The 26,050-nt window shown below is 37.1% G+C and carries 22 protein-coding genes; 16 read left to right on the top strand and 6 right to left on the bottom strand.

Annotated features, from left to right (window positions below; genetic code table 11):
• Window positions 1–8: 8 nt before the first annotated feature.
• The 6 genes from BUR11_RS15570 to BUR11_RS15595 are packed head-to-tail and all read right to left on the bottom strand — an operon-like array spanning window position 9 to window position 4,836.
• A complete protein-coding gene (locus BUR11_RS15570; protein WP_074225891.1) occupies window positions 9–599 on the bottom strand; it encodes a hypothetical protein in 591 nt (196 codons plus the stop codon).
• Between the two features lie 35 nt (window positions 600–634).
• On the bottom strand, window positions 635–1,393 hold the full coding sequence (locus tag BUR11_RS15575) for an SDR family NAD(P)-dependent oxidoreductase (RefSeq protein ID WP_074225892.1): 759 nt from the start codon (window positions 1,391–1,393) through the stop codon (window positions 635–637).
• A gap of 11 nt (window positions 1,394–1,404) precedes the next feature.
• The gene (locus BUR11_RS15580; RefSeq protein WP_074225893.1) at window positions 1,405–2,304 is read right to left on the bottom strand and encodes a hypothetical protein; all 900 of its coding nucleotides are present in this window, start codon (window positions 2,302–2,304) and stop codon (window positions 1,405–1,407) included.
• Window positions 2,305–2,310: 6 nt separating this feature from the next.
• Window positions 2,311–3,726 (bottom strand): MBOAT family O-acyltransferase, encoded by a 1,416-nt coding sequence (locus BUR11_RS15585; protein ID WP_074225894.1) that lies wholly within the window; start codon window positions 3,724–3,726, stop codon window positions 2,311–2,313.
• A gap of 23 nt (window positions 3,727–3,749) precedes the next feature.
• Window positions 3,750–4,283, bottom strand: coding sequence for a YfiT family bacillithiol transferase (locus BUR11_RS15590; RefSeq protein ID WP_074225895.1), 534 nt, complete (start codon window positions 4,281–4,283; stop codon window positions 3,750–3,752).
• Window positions 4,284–4,290: 7 nt separating this feature from the next.
• Window positions 4,291–4,836, bottom strand: coding sequence for a ComF family protein (locus BUR11_RS15595; protein WP_317045280.1), 546 nt, complete (start codon window positions 4,834–4,836; stop codon window positions 4,291–4,293).
• 224 nt (window positions 4,837–5,060) lie between these two features.
• On the opposite strand from BUR11_RS15595, the gene BUR11_RS15600 reads away from it, so the two are divergent.
• The 16 genes from BUR11_RS15600 to BUR11_RS15675 all read left to right on the top strand — a co-directional run bounded on the left by BUR11_RS15600 (window position 5,061) and on the right by BUR11_RS15675 (window position 25,916).
• Window positions 5,061–5,402, top strand: coding sequence for a carboxymuconolactone decarboxylase family protein (locus BUR11_RS15600; protein ID WP_074225897.1), 342 nt, complete (start codon window positions 5,061–5,063; stop codon window positions 5,400–5,402).
• A gap of 8 nt (window positions 5,403–5,410) precedes the next feature.
• The gene (locus tag BUR11_RS15605; RefSeq protein WP_074225898.1) at window positions 5,411–5,773 is read left to right on the top strand and encodes a hypothetical protein; all 363 of its coding nucleotides are present in this window, start codon (window positions 5,411–5,413) and stop codon (window positions 5,771–5,773) included.
• Window positions 5,774–5,775: 2 nt separating this feature from the next.
• Entirely contained in the window at window positions 5,776–6,540 is a 765-nt protein-coding gene (locus tag BUR11_RS15610) for an exodeoxyribonuclease III (RefSeq protein ID WP_074225899.1), read from the top strand.
• 32 nt (window positions 6,541–6,572) lie between these two features.
• Window positions 6,573–6,974, top strand: coding sequence for an ATP-binding protein (locus BUR11_RS15615; RefSeq protein ID WP_074225900.1), 402 nt, complete (start codon window positions 6,573–6,575; stop codon window positions 6,972–6,974).
• A 3-nt stretch (window positions 6,975–6,977) separates the two neighbouring features.
• Window positions 6,978–7,403, top strand: a complete 426-nt coding sequence (gene ybeY, locus BUR11_RS15620; protein ID WP_074225901.1) for an rRNA maturation RNase YbeY — start codon at window positions 6,978–6,980, stop codon at window positions 7,401–7,403.
• A gap of 81 nt (window positions 7,404–7,484) precedes the next feature.
• Window positions 7,485–9,350, top strand: a complete 1,866-nt coding sequence (gene mnmG / locus BUR11_RS15625) for a tRNA uridine-5-carboxymethylaminomethyl(34) synthesis enzyme MnmG (RefSeq protein ID WP_074225902.1) — start codon at window positions 7,485–7,487, stop codon at window positions 9,348–9,350.
• Window positions 9,351–9,352: 2 nt separating this feature from the next.
• A complete protein-coding gene (locus BUR11_RS15630) occupies window positions 9,353–10,249 on the top strand; it encodes a class I SAM-dependent methyltransferase (protein WP_074225903.1) in 897 nt (298 codons plus the stop codon).
• Window positions 10,246–11,907 carry an Ig-like domain-containing domain gene (locus BUR11_RS15635; protein WP_074225904.1) on the top strand — a complete coding sequence of 554 codons (1,662 nt, stop codon included), beginning with the start codon at window positions 10,246–10,248 and terminating at the stop codon, window positions 11,905–11,907. The genes BUR11_RS15630 and BUR11_RS15635 overlap by 4 nt, the downstream gene beginning before the upstream one ends.
• A 475-nt stretch (window positions 11,908–12,382) precedes the next feature.
• Window positions 12,383–14,131, top strand: coding sequence for an AMP-dependent synthetase/ligase (locus tag BUR11_RS15640; RefSeq protein WP_074225905.1), 1,749 nt, complete (start codon window positions 12,383–12,385; stop codon window positions 14,129–14,131).
• Between the two features lie 280 nt (window positions 14,132–14,411).
• A complete protein-coding gene (locus BUR11_RS15645; protein WP_074225906.1) occupies window positions 14,412–14,882 on the top strand; it encodes a MarR family winged helix-turn-helix transcriptional regulator in 471 nt (156 codons plus the stop codon).
• 44 nt (window positions 14,883–14,926) lie between these two features.
• Window positions 14,927–17,332, top strand: a complete 2,406-nt coding sequence (locus BUR11_RS15650) for a 3-hydroxyacyl-CoA dehydrogenase/enoyl-CoA hydratase family protein (RefSeq protein WP_074225907.1) — start codon at window positions 14,927–14,929, stop codon at window positions 17,330–17,332.
• 43 nt (window positions 17,333–17,375) lie between these two features.
• Window positions 17,376–18,551: a thiolase family protein gene (locus BUR11_RS15655; protein WP_074225908.1), complete on the top strand. Its 1,176-nt coding sequence runs from the start codon at window positions 17,376–17,378 to the stop codon at window positions 18,549–18,551.
• A gap of 45 nt (window positions 18,552–18,596) precedes the next feature.
• The gene (locus BUR11_RS15660; protein WP_074225909.1) at window positions 18,597–20,390 is read left to right on the top strand and encodes an acyl-CoA dehydrogenase family protein; all 1,794 of its coding nucleotides are present in this window, start codon (window positions 18,597–18,599) and stop codon (window positions 20,388–20,390) included.
• 122 nt (window positions 20,391–20,512) lie between these two features.
• Entirely contained in the window at window positions 20,513–22,192 is a 1,680-nt protein-coding gene (locus tag BUR11_RS15665; RefSeq protein ID WP_074225910.1) for a PQQ-dependent sugar dehydrogenase, read from the top strand.
• Window positions 22,189–23,472 carry a serine hydrolase domain-containing protein gene (locus BUR11_RS15670; protein ID WP_074225911.1) on the top strand — a complete coding sequence of 428 codons (1,284 nt, stop codon included), beginning with the start codon at window positions 22,189–22,191 and terminating at the stop codon, window positions 23,470–23,472. Before BUR11_RS15665 ends, BUR11_RS15670 begins: the two co-directional genes overlap by 4 nt.
• A 17-nt stretch (window positions 23,473–23,489) precedes the next feature.
• A complete protein-coding gene (locus BUR11_RS15675) occupies window positions 23,490–25,916 on the top strand; it encodes a hypothetical protein (protein ID WP_159439233.1) in 2,427 nt (808 codons plus the stop codon).
• Window positions 25,917–26,050: the final 134 nt, after the last annotated feature.

Here is a 26,050-nt window from a genome sequence, read left to right on the forward strand (position 1 = left end):
TATTACTTTTATTTATCCTCTAATAACTTAAAATAATCGTTCAATATTTCTTTTATGGCCTCTTGTTCTTCATTTTTTTGCCATAAAGGTTGCCAGCCATCTTTAGATTCTATTGAAAAATCAGCCTGAGCATCAACCCAGGGTTTAATGGAATTCACATAGGATAAAAAGGTCTGAGCATTCCCATTTTCAAAAGAAAAGGAAGTAGAATCTGTTGGAGTAACTGCTGTAATGTTCAATGGCCAATCTAAATTTTTTGGCTCCAGATAAATATAGGCCTCATCTTTTAATGAGTTTTGGATAATCACTAAGTCTAACCCTCGCTTATTTTCTTCTTGATTTCTGTCCTTATGTCTAAATAAGAGCATTTTAGCATCGGATCGTGCTTCTCGATCATAATGAATCGCCTTCAGATTTAAAAAAAACAGGCGATTAGAGTCATTCACTTTAAATGTTTGATCTTCACCCGTATTATTCGCTCTTTTCTCGTTGAAAAAAGAAAGTAACAAAACAATGAACACTGAGGCTATTCCAAATATTTTTAGAATTTTTAGTAACTCAGGCGTAAATATTGGATCATTAGAAGTGCCTTTTCCCATTCTTTAATCAACTGTAAACCTATTTAAAGGTTAGATTAATGTACGTAGGATCCCGCGTTAATATCTATGCTTGTTCCAGTAGCATGGTCAGCCAACCCAGAGCAAAGGAGAGTAATCATTGGGGCAATATCTTCCGGTTTAGTCAATTCAGTCAGAGCTATATCATTTAAGGCATACTCTTCCCCGTATTCGGATAAAATTTCATTGGCCATATCTGTTCGCGTAAAGCCTGGTGCCACCAAAAATGCTTTGATCCCTACTTTTCCATAATACCTGGCTATAGACCTGGTCAAACTAATTAGTGCTCCTTTCGAAGCAGCGTAGGCCAAGTAATCTGTGGTATCTCCACGAAATGCTGCTCGGGATGAAATATTAATGATTCTTCCATTTTCCAATCCTTTTGCCTGATCAATAAACTCTTTGCACAAAATACCCAAAGCAGTGGTATTGACCTGAAGAGTTTGGTCCCAAATCTTTGCCCATTCATTAGTGGGCAAGGTATCAGGAGCTGATTTTGCGATTCCTGCATTGTTTACAATTCCAGAAAGGGGACCATATTTTTTTACTAAATATGGAATGAAACCAATAACTTGAGAAGAATCACCAAGATCACATTTTTCAATAAAACCTGGGGTTTTTAGTTCTTTCTGTAGTTTGAGGGCTTCTGATTCATTCGCATTAAAGTGTACAATTACCTCAGCTCCTGATTCAGAGAGTTGCTTTGCAATGGCTCTTCCAATTCCTCGAGATGCCCCTGTAACCAGGATTCTCTGACCTGTTAATGAAATATTCATAATTGGAAATTTTAAAATGAACTTTTGAGCATATTGAAATCTTCAATAAATGCTTCTGTTGCTAATTTCTTACCTGAGTTTACTACATGAATGTAGTCAGAAAAATACTTTGGCTCATTAATTTTTCGGGAATGGTTAATCACACGAAAACTTGAATTATTAACCTGGATATCATCCCTTAAATAGGGAGCAATATAGATAATTAACTTACTTCCATTCTTTTGTGTCAACTCGCTTATTTTATCAAGGATTGGGTTTGGTAACTCTGTCTCAAAAAACCTTGGTTCAGGCATAACTTCTTGAGCCAAATAATCAGGGTATTGGTAATTTCCCAATTCATCAAATAGATATTTATAATTAGGTTTAAATAAGGCTAAGCCCGCTGGAGGTAATAATTCCATGTTATAATAAGCATAACCTAATACTGGGAAAAATTGCGAACTGAATAAAGGTTTTACCCAGCCTTCCTCATACTTTTTAAAATACCTTTGAATATATTCTTCCGAAACATAGGGCAAGAACCTATGATCATTTTCAGAAATAATGGTTTTGGAAGTTTCAAAATCAGGTAAGTCCAAAGAAACTACCACCCATTCAGAGGAATAACCTTGGGCATAAAAGTGCTCAAGCATCAATAAAGTGGAAGGCAAAGCAGTATAATCCATTGAAAAATTTACTGAAAGACCATCGATTGCTTCGCCAATCAATTTGGTGTCTATAGCGGCCAAACTTCTACTTGATCCAAAAACAGTCAATTCAAATGCCTGATTTGGAGTAAAATGGTGAACCAGGTAGGTTGTTTTAAAAAAATCACTCTTACCCAGTACTCTTAATCCTATGAATGCCAGTACATTAGCAATCAAAAGTGTCAGAGTCAAGTAAATTATAGATTTAGTTACAAACTTTTTCATCAAGCATCAAAATTGAAAATAGATGAAACTTTCATGGTTTTTAAACCCTCCGAAATAAAATATAAATAGGACAATTAATACCAGGCTCCAAGAAGGAAGCAATACTTCTTTTTTCTGTTTGCTTTCAAAGTAACCTTCTATGATCATCATCCCCATAATGCATAGCAAGACAATACCTAAAATGATCTTTCTTTTATTCGCTTCAAAAATAAAATTGGAAGACCCTTCATTGGTAAACATTAAACCTATGTAATTAAATGCTTGGGAAACGCTGTCTGCCCTAAAAAAGATCCAGCCTAAACAGACTACAGTAAAGGTTAGAAATATTTTTGGCAGGTTTTTGAGGATGGAATGCTCATGTAAATCCTGATGGGGTTTCATAAAGAAAAATGGAACGTACAAGATTCCATGGATCAAACCCCAAATGATAAATGTCCAATTGGCCCCATGCCAAAAGCCACTCACCAAAAAAACAATCAAAACATTTCTAAAGGAGGCCCAAGTGGAAACTCTACTTCCACCAAGAGGAATATAAACATAATCCCTAAACCAACTGGAAAGTGAAATATGCCATCTTTTCCAAAAATCATTGATGTTTTGAGCCAGATATGGAAATCTAAAATTTAGCATCAAATCAAATCCAAAAATTCGCGATAATCCGATTGCTATGTCTGAATATCCACTAAAATCTCCATAGATCTGAAAAGCAAATAATACCACACCAAGCATTAAGGAAAGACTTGATTGATTGGTATAATCAAGAAATATCTCATCTACCATAAATGCTGCATTATCAGCGATAACAATCTTTTTAAACATGCCCCATATAATTAACCTGAGACCCGAAACAGCAAATGAATAGTCAAAAATCCGAGGTTTTTGGAATTGTCCTAATAGATGAGAAGCTCTTTCAATTGGACCAGCAACCAATTGTGGGAAAAAACTAACGAAACCAAAAAATGCCAACCAATCATCTGTAGGCTCAAGTTTTCTTCTGTAAACATCAATGGTGTAGCTCAACGTTTGAAAAGTATAGAAACTTATCCCCACTGGTAATATAATGTCTAACCTTCCTGTAGGTATCTCTTTCCCAAAAAATGTAAAAGCTTCGCTAAGCGATTCGGAAAAAAAATTGTAGTATTTGAAAAAACCTAGAAGACCTAAGTTTGTCAATAGACTTAATCCAAGCAACATTTTCCTCTTCGATTCCACTGCTATGGTATCTAACCGTTTACCAATCAGAAAATCTATTCCGGAACTAAAAATAATTAAACTCAAAAATCTCCAATCCCACCAGCCGTAAAAGATGTAACTTGCTATCAATAAGACATATAGCTGGAATCGAAAGTGCTTTCTTAATGCCCAATAGAGTATAAAAACTATTGGAAGAAAGATGGCAAACTCAATGGAATTAAACAGCATAGAAATTTAAGATTGCCGAGGATTTACCAGTTTTCCCTAATCATCAGGGCTTGGATATGGGCTAAATGATGTTTGCCATGCCAACTATACATTAATGCTATTTCACTCAGAGGTGCAGAATGCTGTGATTCTGGGTGGAAATAGGTTTTTGAAAAATCAGCAGGAGACATATGATCAAGGATCACTCCCCATTTGAAGTGAATATTTTTAAGGATTCCGATAGATACTTCGATAGGCAATTTATTGTCGGCCAATTCTGCCCAAGCTGCCTCGTCATAAGGTTTAATCGTAGGGTTTTCTTCAGTTAAAGCTAATTTAAACCTAATAAAGGCATTGATATGACTATCTGCGCAGTGGTGAACTACTTGCCTGACGGTCCATCCTCCTGGTCTATAGGGAGTATCCAATTGATCCTCCGACATACTTTTCACAGTGGATTCCAAGAATTTAGGTAAGGATTTTATTTCTTCAATGGCTTCTGCCAGATCGGATTCCGTAATTTGGTTTGGTATTTGAAATCTACCAATTGGATATTTCAATAATTCAATGTCTATCATATGCTCTTTATTTTCCTGCCGCAATGGTGATCAAATCTACAGTTTTTGCACCATTAGCCAAAAGCACATTTGCACATGAGCAAAGTGTCGCCCCTGTAGTCATTACATCATCAACTAATAAAATTCTTCTGCCATCAGTAGGCCTAATTAGAGCAAATACTTCATCTACATTTTCCATCCTTTGAATTCTTGTCTTTTTAGTCTGAGTTTCAGTGAATTTCTTTCTTTCTAACATTTCTTCAATAGGCAATTGCAAGCCATGGGAAAGCCCCTTGGCAAATTCCTCACTTTGATTGTAGCCTCTTCGATATTTTTTTATGGGATGAAGTGGAACAGGAACAATAACATCCCAATTATTTGTCAAATCAACTTCATTTAATTGATTGGAATAGAGTTCACCTAATTGAATTCCTAGCTTTGGCTTATTTCGATACTTAAGACAATGAAGAATTTTTTGACTTTTCCCATTTTTTGTAAACCTTAAAAATGACATGGCCATACCCACATTTGCGATACCTTTTATTTTTTGAGTCAGGTCATTTTCGCTCGGCATGGCATGATAAAGTGTCCTGGGGAGCGTTCCAATGCATATTTTACAAAGACAGGATTCAAAATCGAATAAATTTCTGCCACATAGATCACAGGTTCTGGGAAATATTAAATCGAAAAAATCTTTGAAAAAAAGTAAACGCATCAGCAAAAAGTTCTGTTAGTACAATCCAAGGCCGAATACCTGCTATATTTGCCTGTAAATGTGTATCCTAAACTGTTAATTTAATGAATCTCATAGAGGAATTCAATGATTATAGAGCGATGATGAATGAAAAGATCATGGCTGCTGACAATAAAGTATTAAAGAGGATTTTCAATTTGGATACGAATGCCTTTGCGGAAGGAGCTCTGGATGTTAAAACCAAGGAAATGTTAGGTCTTGCTTGTTCCATGGTCTTGAGGTGTGATGATTGCGTAAAATATCACTTAGGCAAATGCAAAGAAGTTGGATTAAACAAAACCGAAATTTTTGAGGTATTTTCGATTGCTACTTTAATTGGCGGATCTATTGTAATACCTCATTTAAGAAGAGCTTCAGAATATTGGGAGGAGCTTGAAAATCAATAGTTTACAATATGTTTAAAAAGGATTTAGATCTAGAAAAAAGGTGGTCCAAACTATTAGAAGGTCTAAAAGAAACGATCGGAAAAAAACCATCAGATCTAAATGGCGTTTTGTTTCTAATAGGAGTACAAGAATTGGGTCAAGGAAACAAGACTTTTACAAAAGAGCAAAAGCAAGATTTGATGCATATTGCTATTTGTAAAGTGCTAAGCTACGATGGTTTCTATGAGTTAGATTTTGTTGACCAAGATGGTTGGCCACACTGGAAGTTGGTAAAAGAACTTCCTTATTTCGATTTATTGGAACAAGAAAAATTATTAAAAATTCAGGTACTGGAATACTTTGAAAAAGAGTACGAAATAGAAATAAAGTAAGCATGAAGATTGTCTCCTATAATGTAAACGGCATACGGGCAGCCATGAACAAAGGATTTGTAGAATGGTTACAACAAACAAACCCAGATGTCATTGGTTTACAGGAAGTTAAGGCATTAGAAAGTCAAATTGACAGTACTATATTTAAGGACTTAGGATATGAAATTTATTGGTATCCGGCAGTAAAAAAAGGCTACAGTGGCGTGGCTATTTTTACTAAGAAGACTCCTAAATCTATTAAACATGGTATGGGCTTGGACAAATACGATGATGAAGGAAGATTGTTGGAGGTTGAGTTCGATAATTTTTCATTCATATCTGCATATTTCCCTTCCGGTACCACTGGAGATATAAGACAAGGCTTCAAATATGAATTTCTGGATGATATCTATGGATACATGCAGGACTTAAGACAATCGAAACCGAATATCATTTTAAGTGGTGATTATAATATTTGTCACAAAGCGATCGATATTCATAATCCTGTTTCCAATAAAAATAGTTCTGGTTTTTTACCAGAAGAAAGAGCATGGATGGATAAATTCACTGACTCAGGGTTTACAGACACATTCCGGTATTTTAATGAAGATCCTCATCATTATACCTGGTGGAGTTATAGAGCCAATGCAAGGGCCAAGAATTTAGGATGGAGAATAGATTATCATATGGCAACCAATGAAATGCAAAATAAACTGAAAAGGTCCGTAATTTTGCCTGAAGCGAAGCATTCAGATCATTGTCCCATATTATTAGAGTTAACTGATTAAATCATACCTGTTGATCATTGAATAAAATAAAGATGAAATCAATAAAAATTTCCATACCCTCATTAATAGAGAATATTAAAATAATCGAAAGTTTTATCGATAACGCTAGAGAAAACTTCGATATCAATGATGATATCTATGGAAATATCATGATTTCCGTCACCGAATGCATCAGCAATGCAATTATTCATGGAAATCAACATGACAAGAACAAATTAGTGCATCTGGAACTATTTATGGAAGATGAGCTCTTAAGGTTCGTTATTGAAGATGAAGGTCCTGGCTTTGATCTCACCGAACTAAAAGATCCTACAGAACCAGAAAACATAGAAAAACCGGGAGGAAGAGGCATATTCCTAATCAAGCATTTATCAGATGAGGTAAAATTTGAAGAAGAAGGAAGAAAGACCATTTTATCCTTCTATATGAATTAAGCCATGGCTATAAATTTCTTTGAGGAAGAAACCACATTTCGTTTAGACAAAAGACAAAAGCGTAAAAAATGGCTTAAATCGATAGCAGACTCTGAAGAGTTCAAAATTCTAGATTTAAATTACATCTTTTGCAGCGATGAATACCTCTACAACATCAATGTTGAATACCTAAATCATGATACCTATACAGATATCATCACCTTTGATAATTCTGAAGAAGAAAACAAGATAGAAGGAGATGTTTTTATTAGTATCGATCGAGTTGAAGAAAACTCAAAAAAACTTCAAGTCCCCATAGAAGATGAACTAAGCCGAGTAATTAGTCATGGTCTATTTCATCTAATGGGATACAAAGACAAGAAAAAAGAAGAAGTCGAAATGATGCGAACAAAAGAGGAGTTCGCTATTAATTTATTTCAAAACATCTAGTGTTCCACGTGGAACAGGAGAACAAAACAAGTTCTTTATATTTAAACGTTCCACGTGAAACAGTAAACAAAAATATAAATCATGTTTCCAAAATATGATGTCATTGTAGTAGGAGCCGGGCACGCGGGTTGTGAAGCAGCGCATGCGGCAGCACAAATGGGTTCTAAGGTATTATTATGTACCATGAACATGAATACCATTGCTCAAATGTCATGTAATCCTGCCATGGGAGGAGTGGCGAAAGGTCAAATAGTTAGAGAAATTGACGCATTAGGGGGAATGTCTGGAATAATTTCAGATAAATCCATGATCCAATTTAGAATGCTAAACAGATCAAAAGGGCCTGCTATGTGGTCTCCACGCTCCCAAAATGATAGAATGAGATTCGCGGAAGAATGGAGATTAGCACTAGAAAGGACTCCAAACGTTGATTTCTGGCAGGAAATGATTACAGGAATCCTAGTAAAGGACGGAAGAGCAAAAGGAGTCAGGACTGGAATAGGAATAGAGATTGAGGCAGAAAGCGTGGTTTTAACCAATGGAACTTTCCTGAATGGTCTCATTCATATCGGTGAAAAACAATTCGGAGGTGGCAGAACCGGGGAGGCGGCAGCAAAGGGGATTACAGAACAATTAGTCTCTTTGGGCTTCGAATCAGGAAGGATGAAGACTGGAACCCCTCCAAGAGTAGATGGAAGAAGTTTGGATTACTCCAAAATGGAGATCCAATATGGTGATGAAAATCCAGAGAAATTCAGCTATTCTGATGAAACCAGCCCTATAAAAGGGCAAAGAACTTGTTGGATTACTTATACCAATAAAGATGTTCACAATACTTTAGAGGAAGGTTTTGACCGTTCTCCTATGTTCAATGGAAGGATCCAAGGATTAGGACCAAGATATTGTCCTTCTATAGAAGACAAGATTAATAGGTTTGCAGAAAGGGATAGACATCAAATATTCGTGGAACCTGAAGGATGGGACACAGTAGAAATCTATGTAAACGGATTTTCAACTTCGTTGCCTGAAGACGTACAATACAAAGCTATTCGTAAAATCGCTGGTTTCGAAAACGCAAAAATGTTTAGACCAGGTTATGCTATAGAATATGATTTCTTCCCGCCAACTCAACTTAAACTTACTTTAGAAACCCAGTTGGTAGAAAACTTGTACTTCGCAGGGCAAATCAATGGTACAACAGGATATGAAGAAGCAGCCTCTCAAGGGTTGATAGCTGGTATCAATGCAAGTTTGAAAGTGCAGGAAAAAGATCCTTTCTTATTGAAAAGATCAGATGCTTACATTGGTGTTTTAATTGACGATTTGATCAATAAAGGGACAGAAGAACCATACAGAATGTTTACCTCAAGGGCAGAATTCAGGTTATTACTTAGACAAGACAATGCGGATTTACGCCTTACTCAGCTAGGATATGATATTAATTTGGCAAGCCAGGAAAGATTGGATAAAATGCTAAATAAAAAGAAAGAAACTGCCCGACTAATCAATGATCTTAAACAGAAAAAACTAGCTCCAGAACAAATAAACAAAGGTTTAGAACAAATAGGCACTGCTGAGATCAAAGAAAAAATAGTGGTTGAAAAACTGCTAAAAAGACCTCAAATTGGTTTGAATGACCTTATGATTTTAGATCCAGAATTAGATAAATTCTTATCAGGATTTTCTACAGATGTAAGGGAACAAGCGGAAGTTCAAATTAAGTACGACAGTTATATCGAAAAGGAACAGCAGATGGTAGAAAAATTGAGTAATATGGAAAATTACAAAATTCCACTCAAGTTTGATTACTTAACCATTCCAGCACTTTCTAATGAAGGAAAACAAAAGCTGAACAAAATAAAACCCGAAACCTTAGGACAAGCTTCAAGAATCAGTGGGGTATCGCCAGCTGACCTCTCGATCCTTACCGTTTATTTAGGAAGATAATCATGGCTGAAAGACTCAGTAAATGCCCACTCTGCAAAAGTGGGCTTTTTCTTAATTACACAGAAATCAAAGATTATGCAGTAAGCAAGGAGACCTTCATTATCTGCCAATGCCAGAATTGCTCTCTACTTTTTACTAATCCTAGACCCAAGGAAGATAAAATAGGTCCTTACTATGATTTCCCAGAATATTATTCCCACGAAAAGAATAATAAAAGCATTACCCAATTCATTTATAATAAGGTAAGGGATTATGCAGTTTCTGAGAAAGTAAAACTGATTACTTCTCTAAAAGGAACAGGCAAACTTTTGGATTATGGCTGCGGAACAGGAGAATTCCTATATGCCGCTAAACAAAAGGGTTGGAAGATAAAAGGAGTAGAACCTACTAAAAAAGCCCGAGAACAAGCAAATCATTTATTGGAAGATTCAGTGGTAAGAACCATCGATCAATTAGAAGATAAAAAGAAATATGATGTGATCAGTCTCTTTCATGTTTTGGAACACATCCATACACTAAGGAAAACTATAAAAAAACTCATAAACCACTTAAAATCAGATGGTTACATTATATTTGCTGTTCCAAATCCAACCTCTTGGGATGCTCAGAACTATGGCAAAGAATGGGCAGGATGGGATGTACCCAGGCATTTATATCACTTCAATTCCACAGCTATCAAAAATTTTGAACAACTATTTGATTTAGAGCTTGTTGAAACTAAACCAATGCCTTTTGACAGCTACTATGTATCCTTGTTATCCGAAGGATATCTTCATCCAGAACAATCTACCATTTCAAAATACCTAAAAGCAGTAATATCAGGATGGAAATCCAACAAAGCTGCGAAAAACGAAATGGGACAATACTCCAGTAATCTCTTTATTTTTAAAAAGAAGTGAAATACAGATTATACATATCATTCCTTTTCCTCGCTTTCCTATTTTATGCATGTGCAAAGCAAAGTACTCCAATGGGTGGGCCAAGGGATCAAGATCCACCCGTGGTTCTAGAAATGTTTCCTTCCAATCAAAGTTTGAACCAAAGACCTGAGGAAATACTAATCGTATTCGATGAATATATTAAACTTGATAACCCGAATAAAAATATCATCATCACTCCTAAGGTAGATAAAGATGAATTGGTAATTACAGCATTAAAAAACACGGTAAAAATAGAATTGAATCAGGATTTAGAAGACAGTACTACTTATGTATTCAACTTCCAAAAATCAATTGAGGATTTATCTGAGGGAAACCCAACAGAAAATTTAAAACTTGTTTTTTCTACAGGAGAAACAATTGATAGCCTAAAATTTAGCGGTAAAGTCAATAATTACTTCCCAAAAAGAGGTTTTTTATACGAAAATGTAATTATAGGATTATATGAATCAAATGATACAACTGATGTATTTACAGCTCCTCCCTACTACCTAAGCCAAGCAGATTCATTAGGAAATTTCTCAATAGAAAACATCAAAGCGGGAAAATATAGAGCTTATGCTTGGCATGATGATAACAATTCACTCAAAGCAGAATATAAAAGCGAAGCTTATGACTTCATCTTGGATACGATAGATATCCAAGATGAAGTATCAGGAGCAATATTTAATTTATCAAATGCTGACCAAACACAAATAAAACTAACGAGATCATCTACCTCCGGAGGAAACTATGATCTAGTACTCAACAAGGACCCATTAGAAATTGAATTGGCAAATGAAAGAATAGGAAAAGATATCTTCTATATAGTAACAGATAAAAAAATTACGCTCTATTCAACACAGCCTATTCAAGACAGTGTGAAAATTGATCTTCAACTCCAGGATTCATTAAGTTTTAAAGTAGACACTACCATTTATGCCAAGTTTGAGGAGAGCAAAAGAAGAGCTGAAAAATTAACCTATACAGTCAATTCCGGGAAAAACTTTTACCAAGACTTATTAATCGAATTAACCTTCAATAAACCAATTGCAGATATATCCTACGATTCTTTATACATCGCGTACGATACAGCATTCCAAATCACTATAACTCCTGAAATGATCTCTTTTCAAGACTCCATGAAAAGAGATCAATTGAATATCCAACTTATAATACCCGACTCTTTAACCACTGATATAGTTACTATCAAAGCTGCAGACTCAACCTTCAGAGATATTGAAGGGCAATTCAATGAAGCAGTTTTAGCAGCAAACTATAGAAAACTTAAAAGAGAAACCCTAGCAGACGAGTTATCAGGCCAAATTGTAGGGGCTACAGCACCCTATATAGTTCAATTAATTGATTCAAAATCCCAGATAATAAAAGAGCTTTATATAACTGAAGGGAATGAATTCAAATTTGAATTATTGGAACCAATTACATACAAAATACGGGTAATCGAAGACTTGAATAAAAATCGTCACTGGGATCCTTCAAATTATTTGGAGGAAAGGTATGCTGAAAGAGTATTTTATTACGTACATCCAGATACCAATTCACAAGACATAGTTATAAAATCAGGCTGGATTACAGAAGATTTGACCATCGAAGCAACGCCTAAAACAGGCTTAAATTAAGACAAAAAAGACCTGTTGATAACTTGGCATTAACTGTGGAAAAGAGTGAACAAAAACAGGAAAAAAATAGACTTATCCCCATACTTGAAAAATGGAAAAAACAAAATCTTACCATTCGGGGATAAGTGCTGAAATGTCCACAGAAGCCCAATAAGTAATCCACAGCTATTTTACTAACAGTTAATAAGCAGGAAAAAACTTCAAAATAGTGGATAAAAAATCAGTAACCAGAAAATCAATGATTTACATGTGGAAAAAGCTGGTATAACTGTTAGGATAAGAAAGAATAAAGCACCAAAGAATCGTGGAGAACTTTTTTAATCTCCTTTGTCCACAAATCCACAGACCTAATAACTGTAATAAGATTTTTATTTAAATAAGATATAATAACTATTACCAAGTGGACAATGTGGATAGATTCTAGAATAAGTCATTTTTTCATTAACTTATTTATCCATAACCCAAAAAACACAAAATGGCCTTACATCGATTATTTGATCTCATCCCATATCAGATTAGTGAATACGATAAAGAGATTTCACTAGCTTTTAAGGAAAATGATACTTGGCAAACCTACTCTTCCCGAGAAGTAAAGGAAATAATTGATAATTTGAGTTTGGCATTTTTAAAAGCGGGAATATCAAAGAATGATAAAGTTGCCCTTATCTCTCAAAACAGACCTGAATGGAATTTTGTAGACTTGGCTTTGCAACAAATTGGGGCGATTTCCATTCCTATGTACCCTACGATAACGACTGAGGATTATCGATACATATTCGATCATGCAGAAGTTAAAATGATTTTTGTGGGAGACCAGGAAATTCTAACTAAAGCACAAGAAGCTGCAGACGGAAGAAAAATCTTCTGTTTTCAGCAATTGGAGGGAGTAGAATTTTGGAGAGATTTTATGGAAACGGGACAAAGTGGAGATCTTGCAGAACTAGAAAAAGCCAAATCTGAAGTTACTGCAGATGATCTTTTTACGATTATTTATACTTCTGGGACCACGGGTAGACCTAAAGGTGTTATGTTGACCCATCAAAATGTGCTAAGCAATGTGTTGGCAGTTTCTGAACGATTACTCCTTGAAAAGGGAACCAGTAAAGTCCTAAGCTTTTTGCCAATCTGCCATATTTTTGAGAGAACAGGTTCATTTTGTTGTTTCTATTTGGGTATATCGATTTACTATGCAGAAAGCCTTGAAAAAATTGGAGATAATCTAAGAGAAATCAAACCTCATGGATTTAATACCGTTCCCCGACTTTTGGAAAAAATTTATGATAAGATCGTATCCAAGGGATATGAATTGAAAGGAATAAAGAAGTCACTTTTCTTTTGGGCTTTGAAATTAGGAAATCAATATGATCCGGCAACTGATCAAGGAGCTTGGTATAATTGGCAGCTTAAAATGGCCAATAAATTAATATTCAGTAAATGGAGGGAAGCTTTGGGAGGTGAAATAATTCAGATCAATTCAGGTGCCTCTGCTTTACAACCTCGATTAGCTAGAATTTTCTGGGCAGCAGGCATCCCGGTTTGTGAAGGATATGGACTTACAGAGACATCTCCGGTGGTTTCATCCTCAATTTGTAGCCATGAGGAGATTAGAATTGGTTATGTGGGCAAAATCTTAGAAGGAGTTCAAGTGAGAATCGCTGAAGATGGTGAAATTCTGGTGAAGGGACCCAATGTGATGCAAGGGTATTACAAGCAGGAGGATCTCACGACTGAGGTGCTCCAAAACGACTGGTTCCATACTGGAGATATAGGTGAGCTCGATGGAGAATACTTAAAGATTACGGATCGAAAGAAAGAGATGTTTAAAACTTCTGGAGGCAAATACGTTGCTCCACAAGTAATAGAAAATAAAATCAAGGAATCCAGTCTCATTGACCAGGTAATGGTAGTTGGCGAAAACAGAAATTATCCTGCAGCTTTGATCGTGCCCAGCGAAGATGGCTTGAAAGAATATTGCAGGCACAAAGGATATCCATTTACTGAATTGGCCGAAATGGTAGAAAGGCCAGAAGTTATTGCCAAATACGAAAGAATTATAGAGGACATGAACAAGTATTTTGCAAAATGGGAAACCATCAAACGCTTTAAAATTCTTCCTGATCCATGGTCTATCGAATCCGGTGAATTAACACCTACCATGAAATTGAAGAGGAAAATCATCTTGGGTAAGTATGAGAAAGAGGTGGAAACTCTTTATAATTCTTGATATTCTTTTGATCCAGATCAATTAATGTTTCTGAAGGTATATGAACTAAAATTTGAGACTTTGGTATTTAGCCAAACATGATTTGGAAAAGGAAGTATTTCTTAAATTATATTCTGAATATTTTTATTTAACTTAGTATTACTAATAAATAGTTTTGTTAATTTAAAAATTACCATTTTTAATTTGTGATGCATGCATAACTTTTTAATCAATATAGTATGCATGCATACAAAATTTTCGTTACATTAGTTGTCCTTAGAATTTGGACAAAATCTGCAGTATGAAGCGAGAAGAAACAGTTGATTATCATATTAAAAGCGCCTGGCATGCCATTTCTAGAATGTACAATCAGAAGGCAGCAGGAGAAGGTTTCACTACTGCGATTGGTTTTGTCCTGATTAATATAAATTCTAAAGAAGGGACACCGGCAACGAAAATAGCGCCGATGATGGGTTTGGAAACAAGGAGCCTGACTCGGATGCTGAAAAACATGGAGGAAAAAGGACTCATTTATAAGAAGCCTGATCTTGTAGATAAAAGATCCGTTAGAATTTTTTTGACGGAGGAAGGAAAAAGAAAAAAAGAAATTTCAATTGCCACTATTAGGGAGTTTAACGAACAGATTCGAGAGGTAGTAAGTGAAGCTGATTTGAAAAACTTCTTTCAAATTTTTGAGAAAATTCAATTGGTGATCGATCAGGTTCAGTCCGAAGGATCAGATGAAATCAACAAAATCATATTTGAACTATAAAAAAGAGCCATAAAAGGCCTATAACTACAGAAAAACCCAAAGAAATGAAAAGAACCATAAAAAATGTCGCCATTTTAGGTTCAGGAGTGATGGGGTCAAGAATTGCCTGTCATTTCGCGAACATAGGTGTACAAGTACTTTTATTAGATATTGTTCCTTTTGAATTGACGGAACAGGAAGAAAAAAAAGGATTAACGAAAGAGCACCCAATAGTCCGAAATAGGATCGTAAATACGGCTTTGCAAAATACCCTAAAAGCTAAACCATCGCCTATCTATGATAAGGATTTTGCCTCAAGAATTCAGACGGGAAACTTTGATGATGATTTACCTAAAATCAAAGATTATGACTGGATTATGGAAGTGGTGGTAGAACGATTGGATATTAAGCAATCCCTTTTTGAAAAGGTTGAAAAATTTCGGAAACCAGGAACCTTGATTACCTCCAATACATCGGGTATTCCGATGCATATGATGTGCGAAGGCAGGTCGGAAGATTTTCAAATCAATTTTGCAGGAACTCACTTTTTCAATCCTCCTCGCTATCTCAGGTTATTGGAAATTATACCTGGACCGAAAACAAATCCTGAAATCATCGAATTCCTGATGGATTTTGGAGATAAATTTTTGGGTAAAGAAACGGTCTTGTGCAAAGATACTCCGGCTTTTATCGCCAATAGAATTGGAGTGTATGCCATTATTTCGGCTATGCATTCTATAGAGAAAATGGGCTTAGGAGTTTCCGAAGTCGATAAATTGACGGGAACGGTGATAGGGAGAGCAAAATCAGCCACATTTAGAACCATGGATGTAGTGGGCTTGGATACCACTGTGAATGTGGCCAATAACCTCTACAAAGCTCTTCCCAATGATGAATCCAGAGAGAAGTTTAAACTTCCAAAAATAGTTGAAGTTCTCTATAACAATAAGTGGTTTGGAGATAAAACAGGCCAAGGTTATTTCAAAATGATTCGTCATAAAGATGGATCGAAAGAGTTAAAAGAAATTGACTTCAACACCTTCGAATATAAGGATATTGAAAAGCCAAAATTCAAAGCCTTAGAAGCATCCAAAAGCATTGAAGACCTAAAAGAACGAATCAAATTTTTGGTCAATTTCGATGATCAAGCTGGTGAATTTTACCGTACCACATTTTATGACTTGTTCAGGTACTGTTCCAATAGAATACCGGAAATAGCTGATGAATTGTATAGAATTGATCAGGCAGTGAGTGCAGGTTTTGGGTGGGAATATGGACCATTTGAAAGCTGGGATATTCTTGGAGTTAAGGATACTGTAGAAAAAATGGAAGCAGCGGGCGAAAAACCAGCAGCTTGGGTTTATGAAATGTTAAACGCTGGCAATTCTTCTTTTTATAAGGTAGAGGCGGGTAAAAAACACTATTATGATATTCCAACCAAGACATACAAGGAAGTTCCTGGAATAGAGGATTTCATCATTCTTGATACCTTGAAATCTGCTGGGAAAAAGATTTGGGGAAATGCTGGAGCTACAGTCTATGATATGGGCGATGAGGTTATCGGATTGGAATTTCATACCAAAATGAATTCCATGGGATCCGAAGTGGTGGAAGGGATCAATACCGCGATTGGAATGGCAGAAAAATCTTATAAAGGATTGGTGATCGGAAACGAGGGAGCCAATTTCTCTGCTGGAGCCAACCTTGCCATGTTGTTTATGTTTGCCGGGGATCAGGATTTCGATGAGATCAATTTAATGATTGCCCAATTCCAAAACACCATGATGCGAGCTAGATTTTCTTCAGTTCCAGTGGTGGTAGCTCCTCATAATATGGCCTTGGGAGGAGGATGTGAACTCTCTTTACATTCAGATCATGTACAAGCTCATGCAGAATTATATATGGGTCTAGTGGAAGTCGGTGTTGGATTAATTCCTGCGGGAGGTGGTACCAAGGAAATGACCCTAAGATTTTCGGATAGCTTGATCAATGGGGATGTGGAATTAAATCAACTACAAGAATACTTTATGAACATTGCCATGGCAAAGGTTTCCACCTCTGCTCAGGAAGCAAAAGGTTTAGGGTATCTGAGAAAGAGCGATGGAATTACATTGAATCGTAAGAGACAATTGGCAGATGCCAAATCCAAAGTAATTTCTCTATTTAATGAGGGCTACTCACAGCCTATAGAAAAAAAGGACATCAAAGTACTAGGTAAGGAATCCTTGGCTTTGTTTGAAGCAGGTATAACCGGAATGCGATACGGAGCCTATATATCTGAACATGATGCTAAAATTGCAAGAAAACTGGCTTGGGTAATGTCAGGGGGAGACTTGTCTTCTCCAACAGAAGTATCAGAACGATATTTATTGGATTTGGAACGGGAGGCATTTTTAAGTTTGACCGGAGAGAAAAAGACCTTGGAAAGAATCCATAGCATACTCTTCAAGGGAAAACCACTTAGAAATTAAACCGCCTGGTATTAAGAAACTCAATAACTCAAAAAGCATTAAAATGGAAGCATATATAGTAAACGGATATAGATCGGCAGTTGGTAAAGCCAAAAAAGGAGGATTTAGATTTTATAGACCGGATGATCTGGCAGCTGATGTAATCACTCATTTGATTGCTAATACTCCTGGTTTGGAAGTAAAGCACATAGATGATTTGATTGTTGGAAATGCAGTACCCGAGGCAGAACAAGGCATGCAAATGGGTAGAATGATTTCTTTGCTTGCGCTCGGAATCGATAACCCTGGATTTATCATCAACAGGTATTGTGGCTCCGGATTGGAAGCGATTGCTTTAGCTGTAGGAAAGGTGAAAGCAGGAATGGCTGATTGCATCATTGCTGGAGGAACTGAAAGTATGTCCTTGGTACCGATGATGGGTTATAAAACGGTTTTGAATTATAAAATTGCCACTGAGCATCCATCCTATTATATCAGTATGGGACTGACAGCAGAGGAATTGGCAAAAGAATATGACATTACTAGAGAAGAGGCAGATGCCTTTTCAGTTCGTTCCCATGAGAGAGCCTTGGCCGCTATTGCCGAAGGGAAATTCAAAGATGAAATCGTCCCTGTAGAAGTAGAAGAAACTTATTTGGACGAAAAAGGGAAAAAGAAAACCAGAAAATATGTGGTAGACACAGACGAGGGTCCTAGACCTGGTACGACCATGGAAGTTTTGTCCAGTTTGAAGCCTGCCTTTAAAAATGGAGGCCAGGTTACTGCAGGTAATTCTTCCCAAACTTCTGACGGAGCTTCTTTTGTTGTGGTGATGTCTGAGAAGTTTATGAAGTCTCTCAACTTGGAACCGGTAGCAAGATTAATGTCTTACAGTGTTGCTGGGGTGGATCCAAGAATTATGGGAATTGGTCCAAAGGAGGCTGTTCCAAAAGCCCTGAAGCAAGCAGGACTTAGTCTTCAAGATATTGATTTAGTAGAATTGAATGAGGCATTCGCTGCTCAGGGTTTGGCAGTTATTAAGTCATTGGACTTGGATCCTGATATTGTCAATGTCAATGGTGGTGCAGTGGCATTAGGGCACCCACTAGGTTGTACCGGAGCAAAACTATCGGTGCAGATTTTTAACGAGCTAAGAAGACAAAATAAAAAGTATGGCCTCGTAACTGCGTGTGTTGGTGGAGGCCAAGGAGTCGCAGGTGTGTATGAATTATTGAAATAATTCAAGCTTCAAAATCGAAAAAGAAAAAATTTAATAGCATTCCAAATGGCAACTTTAGCAAAATCTATCAAAGGAGGAGAATTCCTGGTTCGGGAAACCTCAGCACAAGAAATTTTTATTCCTGAGGAATATACGGAAGAACAAAAAATGATGGCACAGGCTTGTCAGGACTTTATTGACACCGAAATCACTCCAAAAATTGAGGAGATTGATAGTATGAAAAATCCTGATCTAGTTCCCTCCATTTTCAAAAAAGCCGGAGAATTGGGCTTGTTGGGGATCTCTGTACCTGAAGAATATGGAGGGATGGGGATGAATTTCGTCACCTCCATGTTGATTGCAGACATTATTGGATCAGCAGGGTCATTCTCTACTACTTATGGAGCGCATACCGGAATTGGAACCCTTCCGATTTTGTACTATGGATCAGAAGAACAAAAGCAAAAGTATCTTCCCAAACTAGCAACCGGTGAGTGGGCAGCTTGTTATTGCTTAACTGAGCCAGATGCTGGCTCGGATGCGAATAGTGGAAAAACCAAAGCTGAATTGACTCCGGACGGTAAGCATTATTTGATCAACGGACAAAAAATGTGGATTTCCAATGCAGGTTTTGCTGACCTATTTATAGTTTTTGCTAAGATAGAAGACGATAAGAACCTGACTGCTTTTATTGTTGAAAAAACATTTGGTGGGATTACCATGAATGAAGAGGAGAAAAAGATGGGAATCAAAGGCTCTTCTACCCGTCAGGTATTCTTCAATGATTGTAAAGTTCCAGTAGAAAATATGTTATCGGAGCGACAAAATGGATTTAAGATAGCAGTGAATATCTTAAATATTGGAAGAATAAAATTAGGCTCTGGGATTTTAGGAGGTGTAAGAGCTGTCACTACCAAGGCGATCAAATACTCCACGGAAAGAAAACAATTCGGAGTAAGTATCAACACCTTTGGAGCAATTAAATCCAAGTTGGCAGAAATGGCCATAAGAACTTACGTTTCAGAATCGCTTTGCTATAGAGCTGGTCAGGATATAGAGGAGCAGATTAATTCTTTCGTGGCGGAAGGAATGGAGGAAAGTCAAGCCAAATTAAAAGGAGTCGAAGCTTTCGCCATGGAATGCGCCATCGCCAAAATACATGGGTCTGAAGTATTGGATTATGTAGTGGATCAAGGAGTCCAAGTATATGGAGGAATGGGCTATTCTGCAGAGGCACCAATGGAAAGAGCTTATCGTGATGCCCGTATCGCCCGTATTTATGAGGGGACGAATGAAATCAACCGGATGTTGATGATCGGAATGCTTTTGAAAAGAGCAATGAAAGGGGAAATCAACTTATTTGAGCCTGCGATGGCAGTTTCAGCGGAATTGACCTCGGTACCTTCTTTCGAAACCATTGACACTTCTGAGTTATTTGCCTCAGAAAAAGAAGTGTTGAAGAAGTTGAAAAAAGTATTCTTAATGGTCGGAGGAAAAGCAGCGATGGCATTGCAAGATAAAATAGAAGAGGAGCAGGAAATCATGATGAATCTGGCCGATGTGATGATCGAGATTTATGCTGCAGAATCTGCTATTCTTCGAAGTGAGAAACTTGTGAGTATTCAAGGTGAAGAAGCCACTGCAATGCAGATAGCCATGAGTCAAGTATATTTGGCTGAAGCAATAGATAAAATAAATGCAGCAGCAAAAGAAGCCATCGCAAGTTTTACCAAAGGAGATGAACAAAAAGTGATGCTTATGGGCCTGAAAAGATTCACAAAAGCGGATTTAGTGAATACCAAGGAACTTAGAAGACAAATTGCCGATTATATGATCGAGCAAGGAAAATACCCATTTTAACTAAACAGGGATTAATTGGTGAAACCTCTGGTACTTTGTGCCAGAGGTTTTTTTATTTCTAAAACCAGACAGAAAAACAATATTTTTTTCTGTATTTAACAAAAACTCCCAAATTAGTATCGATGAAAAAATTAAGTACCCTTTTTTCCGTTTTGACAATTCTTGCTACCCTATCCTGTACTTCAACTAATGAAGAAGAGTTTGGTGCAACTATTAGTCAAGACGTTGATCAAATTAAAGCCGGAAAAGTCCTTTTTGATCAGAATTGCTCTACTTGTCATAATTTTAACGAGAATGCAATAGGCCCAAACCTAAGTGGTCTTACCCGTCAAGTAGAAACAGATTGGATCAAAAGATTTATCAAAAATCCATCTGAGTTTTTTAAAGCTAAAGATGAAAGAGCAGAAAGGCTTTTAGCCATCTATAAAAATGAAATGCCTGCATTTCCAAACTTTTCTGAAGCTGATCTAAATTCTATTCTAAGCTATCTCCATACGTTTGAAACCCTTCCCATTGAAATATTGGGAGATACTACCTCGAATTTAATTCCCGAGAAAATTCAGGATTCAGGAATTAGGTTTGAATTAGAATTTTTTGCGCAACTACCCGCTTCAGATACCGTTCCAGCTTTGGCTAAAATGACCAAAATGGAGCCTATCCCTGGTACAAATCGTCTGATGATCAATGACCAGCGGATAGGAATCTATGAGTTAGTTGATCAAAAACCACAGCTATATCTCGATCTATTAAAGCAAAGACCTGATATGGTGAGTAAACCAGGTTGGGCAACGGGATTAGGCAGTTTCACCTTTCATCCGGAGTTTTTGGAGAATGGGCTATTTTATACAGCTCACACCGAGCCAGGTGGAACACAACCTTCAGATTTTGGCTATACTGATAGCTTGAATGTATTTATGCAATGGGTTCTGACTGAATGGAAAGCAGACTCTCCAAATTCAAAAACTTTTCAGGGAACCAGTCGGGAAATTCTGAGAATTGACAATGCTTCTCAAGCTCATGGAATGCAGGAGCTCACATTTAATCCAAATTCGGAAAAAGGAGATGAAGATTTTGGTTTGCTTTATATAGGTTATGGAGATGGAGGTACAGTGGAAAAACGATTTGCCTATATCTCAGATCATGGAGGAACCGGAGTCTACAGCAGTATTTTAAGAATTGACCCTGCGGGGAATAATAGTGCTAATGGAAAATATGGGATCCCAAGCATTAACCCATTCTCAGGTATCCAAGGAAAAGCAGGTGAAGTTTTGGCATATGGGTTCCGGAACCCAAATAGAGTATTTTGGGATGAAACAGGAAAATTATTTGCAACGGATATTGGGCAGCATAGCATTGAAGAAATCAATCTGATTGAGCCGGGTAAATTTTATGGTTGGCCTATCCGAGAAGGAAGATTTATGATTAATCCTTTTGGAAGCTTCCGTACTCTTTACCCTTTGCCAAAGGATGATGATAAAAAGGGGGTAACTTATCCTCTTATTCAGTTGGAGCATGATGAAGCTGTAGCGGTAATTGGAGGCTATTTTCTTTCAGAAGGGAAACTTAAAGGGAATTTTGTATTTGGAGATATTCCAACTGGAAGATTGTTTTTTGCTGATTTAGATCAAAATCCAAATCCTGAGGTAAAAAGCATGAAAGTGGTTTTTGAAGGGAATGAAACGACTATGGAAGAAATAGTTGGCGGTCGAGTAGATTTGAAATTTGGAATTGATGCCGAAAAACAGGTTTACATCATGAGTAAGAATCAAGGAAAAATCTATAAAATCGTGAATACTCAATGATAAAATCATTAAAGAACCTTCTTTCCATCTCTATTGGTCTCGCTTTACTGCTTAGTTCTTGCACAAAGCAAGAAGAAATCTCAGATTTTATTGTTAATGAAGGTGCTGTAGCCAGATTGGACTCTACCTTACAAGCCTATGTAAATTCAGGAAATGTAGCAGGTATTTCTGCACTGATTTACGAAAAGGATCAGGAGGTGTACTTTAATGCTTTTGGTTTTGCCAATAAAGAGAAGAATATCCCGATGGACAGAAATACCATTGTCCAGATCTATTCCATGACAAAACCGATTACGGGTACTTCTTTGATGACATTATATGAAGAGGGGAAATTCCAATTAGATGATCCTCTTGAAAAATATGCACCTGAATTTGCCAATATGAAAGTTTACCAAGGGGTAGATGAAAATGGGAAAATGATTTTGGTAGATGCAGAGAGACCGGTGACAATCCGTGATATTACCAGGCATACAGCTGGCTTTCCAAACCGTGATAATATCCCCGGTTTGAGTGAGGTCATGAAGGAAAAAGATGCCAGAAGTTATGAAAATACACTCACTGTAATGGCTGAGAAAATTGGAAGTACTCCCCTATGGTTTCAACCTGGTACCCAATGGGAATATGGTCAATCTGTAGACGTACAGGCATTTTTGGTAGAACGAATTTCAGGAATTCCTTACAAGGAGTATGTTCAGGAGCATGTGTTGGGTCCTTTAAAAATGAACGATACACGATATGTGGTTAGAGAAGAAGATTTGGATCGATTTTCTGCTGCGTATCAGCGAACAGGAGAAGGACAGTTGACCCAGATGCCTGATTCTGTAGCCCATGCTTTTAACCTCAAAAAATGGCCTTTGACTCCAGGTGGATTTGGATTGACCTCTACATTGGATGACTATATGACCTTTGCGAGAATGCTTGTTAATGAGGGCACTCTAAATGGAACTACAATACTGAAACCAGAAACTGTAAAATTGATGGCTACCAACCATCTTCCGGATTCCGTTACAGAAAGATCTTGGCTTCCAAGCAAAGGAAGAGTAGGCTTTGGAATTGACTTTGCGGTAAGGACAGATCCTCCAGCTTCCGCAGAGGAAATGAATGGTGTGGTTGGAGAGTTTTTTTGGGATGGAGCGGCAAGTACTTTATTTTGGGTAGATCCTGTTAATGAATTGACTGCTGTCATGTTTGTCCAGTTATTCCCTTATGATGGAATAAGCCTTCATAAAAATTTTAGAGATGCAGTTTACGGGAAAATTGATATGAACCCCACTCCATAGCACTAAATCGAATGATTATGAAGAAATTTTTTAAGAGAATTGGCACCTGGATTAAAGAGAAACTAAACCTCATCAAACCAGGTAGTTTAGCTATTAAAGGTGCTGCAATTGGGCTTTTAATTCTGACTTTGATCGTCTTCCTGATTGAAGTTATCGGAATGTCCATCAATTTTAAGGACTCTTGGTTATTGGTTTTTGGGCTGTTGATCTTGGTTGCAGTGACACTGGTTTCTTACCTCTCAGTGAAACTCATCAAATTGATTTTTTCAATTCCCCCACTTTATAAACGAGTATTGATTGCAAGTTTAATTCTCTTAACGCTTGTCCGGTTTGGAGATGAGCGATATATAATTTTTATGATCTTGGTTTTTTCACTTTTTGGAGCTGGGATAGCCATGTTTTGGAAAGGGCATTTTAAAAAACTAAGTACTCCAAAGAAAGTTGTTTCGATTTTAGGCTTTGGAATTGGTGTCGCAGGAATTGGGTTTTTGATCTATTTTGGAAGTATACGTGGATTAGAAATCGATGAACAGATCAATGCTGCCAAACTTACGGAAGCTAAAGTTTCACAGATTGAAGCCCCTTCCCCTTCAGCCAATGGAAATTTTCAGGTTACCACTTTTACCTATGGTTCAGGAAAGGATCTTCGCAGAGAAGAATTTGCCGAAGGAGTAACTTATCTGACTGAATCTGTTGATGGAAGAGCCTTTATTGACAACTGGGCAAAATTCAGTGGCTGGTGGCGAGAAAAGTATTGGGGGTTTGATGAAAAGGAATTACCTCTTAATGCAAGAGTTTGGATGCCCGAAGGAACTGGACCTTTTCCATTGGTTCTGGTGGTTCATGGGAATCATCCTATGCAGGATTTTTCAGATCCGGGATACGACTATCTTGGAGAGTTTTTGGCCTCCAAAGGAATGATTTTGGCTTCTGTCGATGAGAACTTTATCAATGGATCTTGGACAGACCTATTTGGCCGATTAGAAAAAGAAAATGATGCGAGGGGTTGGTTGCTGCTTGAACATTTGCGCGTTTGGGATGAATGGAATAAAATGGATACCCACCCTCTTTTTGGAAAAGTCGATATGGATAAAATTGCGCTCATGGGCCATTCCCGTGGGGGCGAGGCAGTTGGTCATGCTGCCATGCTGAATGCACTGGAGTATTATCCTGATGATGCTTCTATCAAATTAGGGTATGATTTTAATATCAAAGGTGTTGTTGCCATAGCGCCGGTAGATGGACAATATAAGCCTGGAGGCTCAGGGACGAAATTTGAAAATGTAAATTATCTCAGTCTTCATGGAGCACAAGATGCTGACGTGACCTCTTTTGCGGGAGCGATGCAATATGAGAGAATCAAATTCACGGATAGTACTTACCATTTCAAATCTTTGATTTATATCTCCGGGGCAAATCATGGGCAATTCAATACTTCATGGGGAGATAACGACATATTGGCGACTTTCAAGGGTGTTCTCAATCGTGAACAATTGATGCCAGCTTCCGAGCAACGGGAAATAGCCAAAGTTTACATTGGGGCTTTCTTGGAGGCAAGCCTGAACCAAAGAGACGAATATCTTCCCTTGTTCTTGGATCCTAGAAAAGGAAAGGATTGGCTTCCTGAGTCTATTTACTTAAGTCAATTTGAAGATTCCAATACTCGAGTTTGGGCAAATTTTGATGAAGATTTTGAACTGACAACCATTTCTTCAGGAGGTAAAGCCAAGGCTGAACATTTAACCGTATGGCGGGAAGGGGAGATAAATATGGAGTATGGCAAAAAGGGAAGCCGAGCCGTTTATTTAGGATGGAATTACGAAAAGCTAAATGAGGGAATCGATACGCTATGGAAAGATGGTGCAAAACCTTCCATCCCAGATTCGGTTTTGGCAAGCTATACCATCACACTGGATTCCATAAGTTTTAGGCCGGACTCAACTTCCATGCTGACTTTTTCTTTAGCAGAATCAACAGAAAGTTCAAATCCAAAGAGTGGAGGAAAATGGAAAAATGATAATGATTCCAATGAAGAAGAGGAAGTTGATGTAGAACAAGAAAATGAGGTAGAGGTAGAAGAAAATGATGAGAATAAGGAAGAGGATAAAAAGGACAAGGACCAGGAAAAAACACCTGATCCCCCTTTAGACTTTAAAATAATTCTTATCGATGAATCAGGAGAGCAAATCGAATTTTTATTGTCAGAATTCTCCCATCTCCAGCGGCAGGTTAAATCGAGGGTTTTAAAAATTGACTTTTTGGATAAAAAAGACCATTCTGAAAATATTTTTCAAACATTTACTTATGATTTGGAGCAATTAAGAATTGGTAACCCAAATTTTTCTCCGCAATTATTAAAGGAAATTAAATTCCAGTTTGATCAAAATGAAAGTGGAGTAGTGATTTTGGATCAACTGGGTATTACAAAAAAAATAAATTTATAAAAGCCCTGTTTGAACCTATAATTTTTTCATTAACAGCTATTTCATCCCAATTAAATGCCGTAAGAAGTATTTTAGGTGGATATATCTTACCTATTTTGTCATATTGACAAATTATAACCTGAAACAATTACCCA

The organism is Algoriphagus halophilus (assembly GCF_900129785.1).
In the GTDB taxonomy this organism is placed as follows: Bacteria; Bacteroidota; Bacteroidia; order Cytophagales; family Cyclobacteriaceae; genus Algoriphagus; species Algoriphagus halophilus.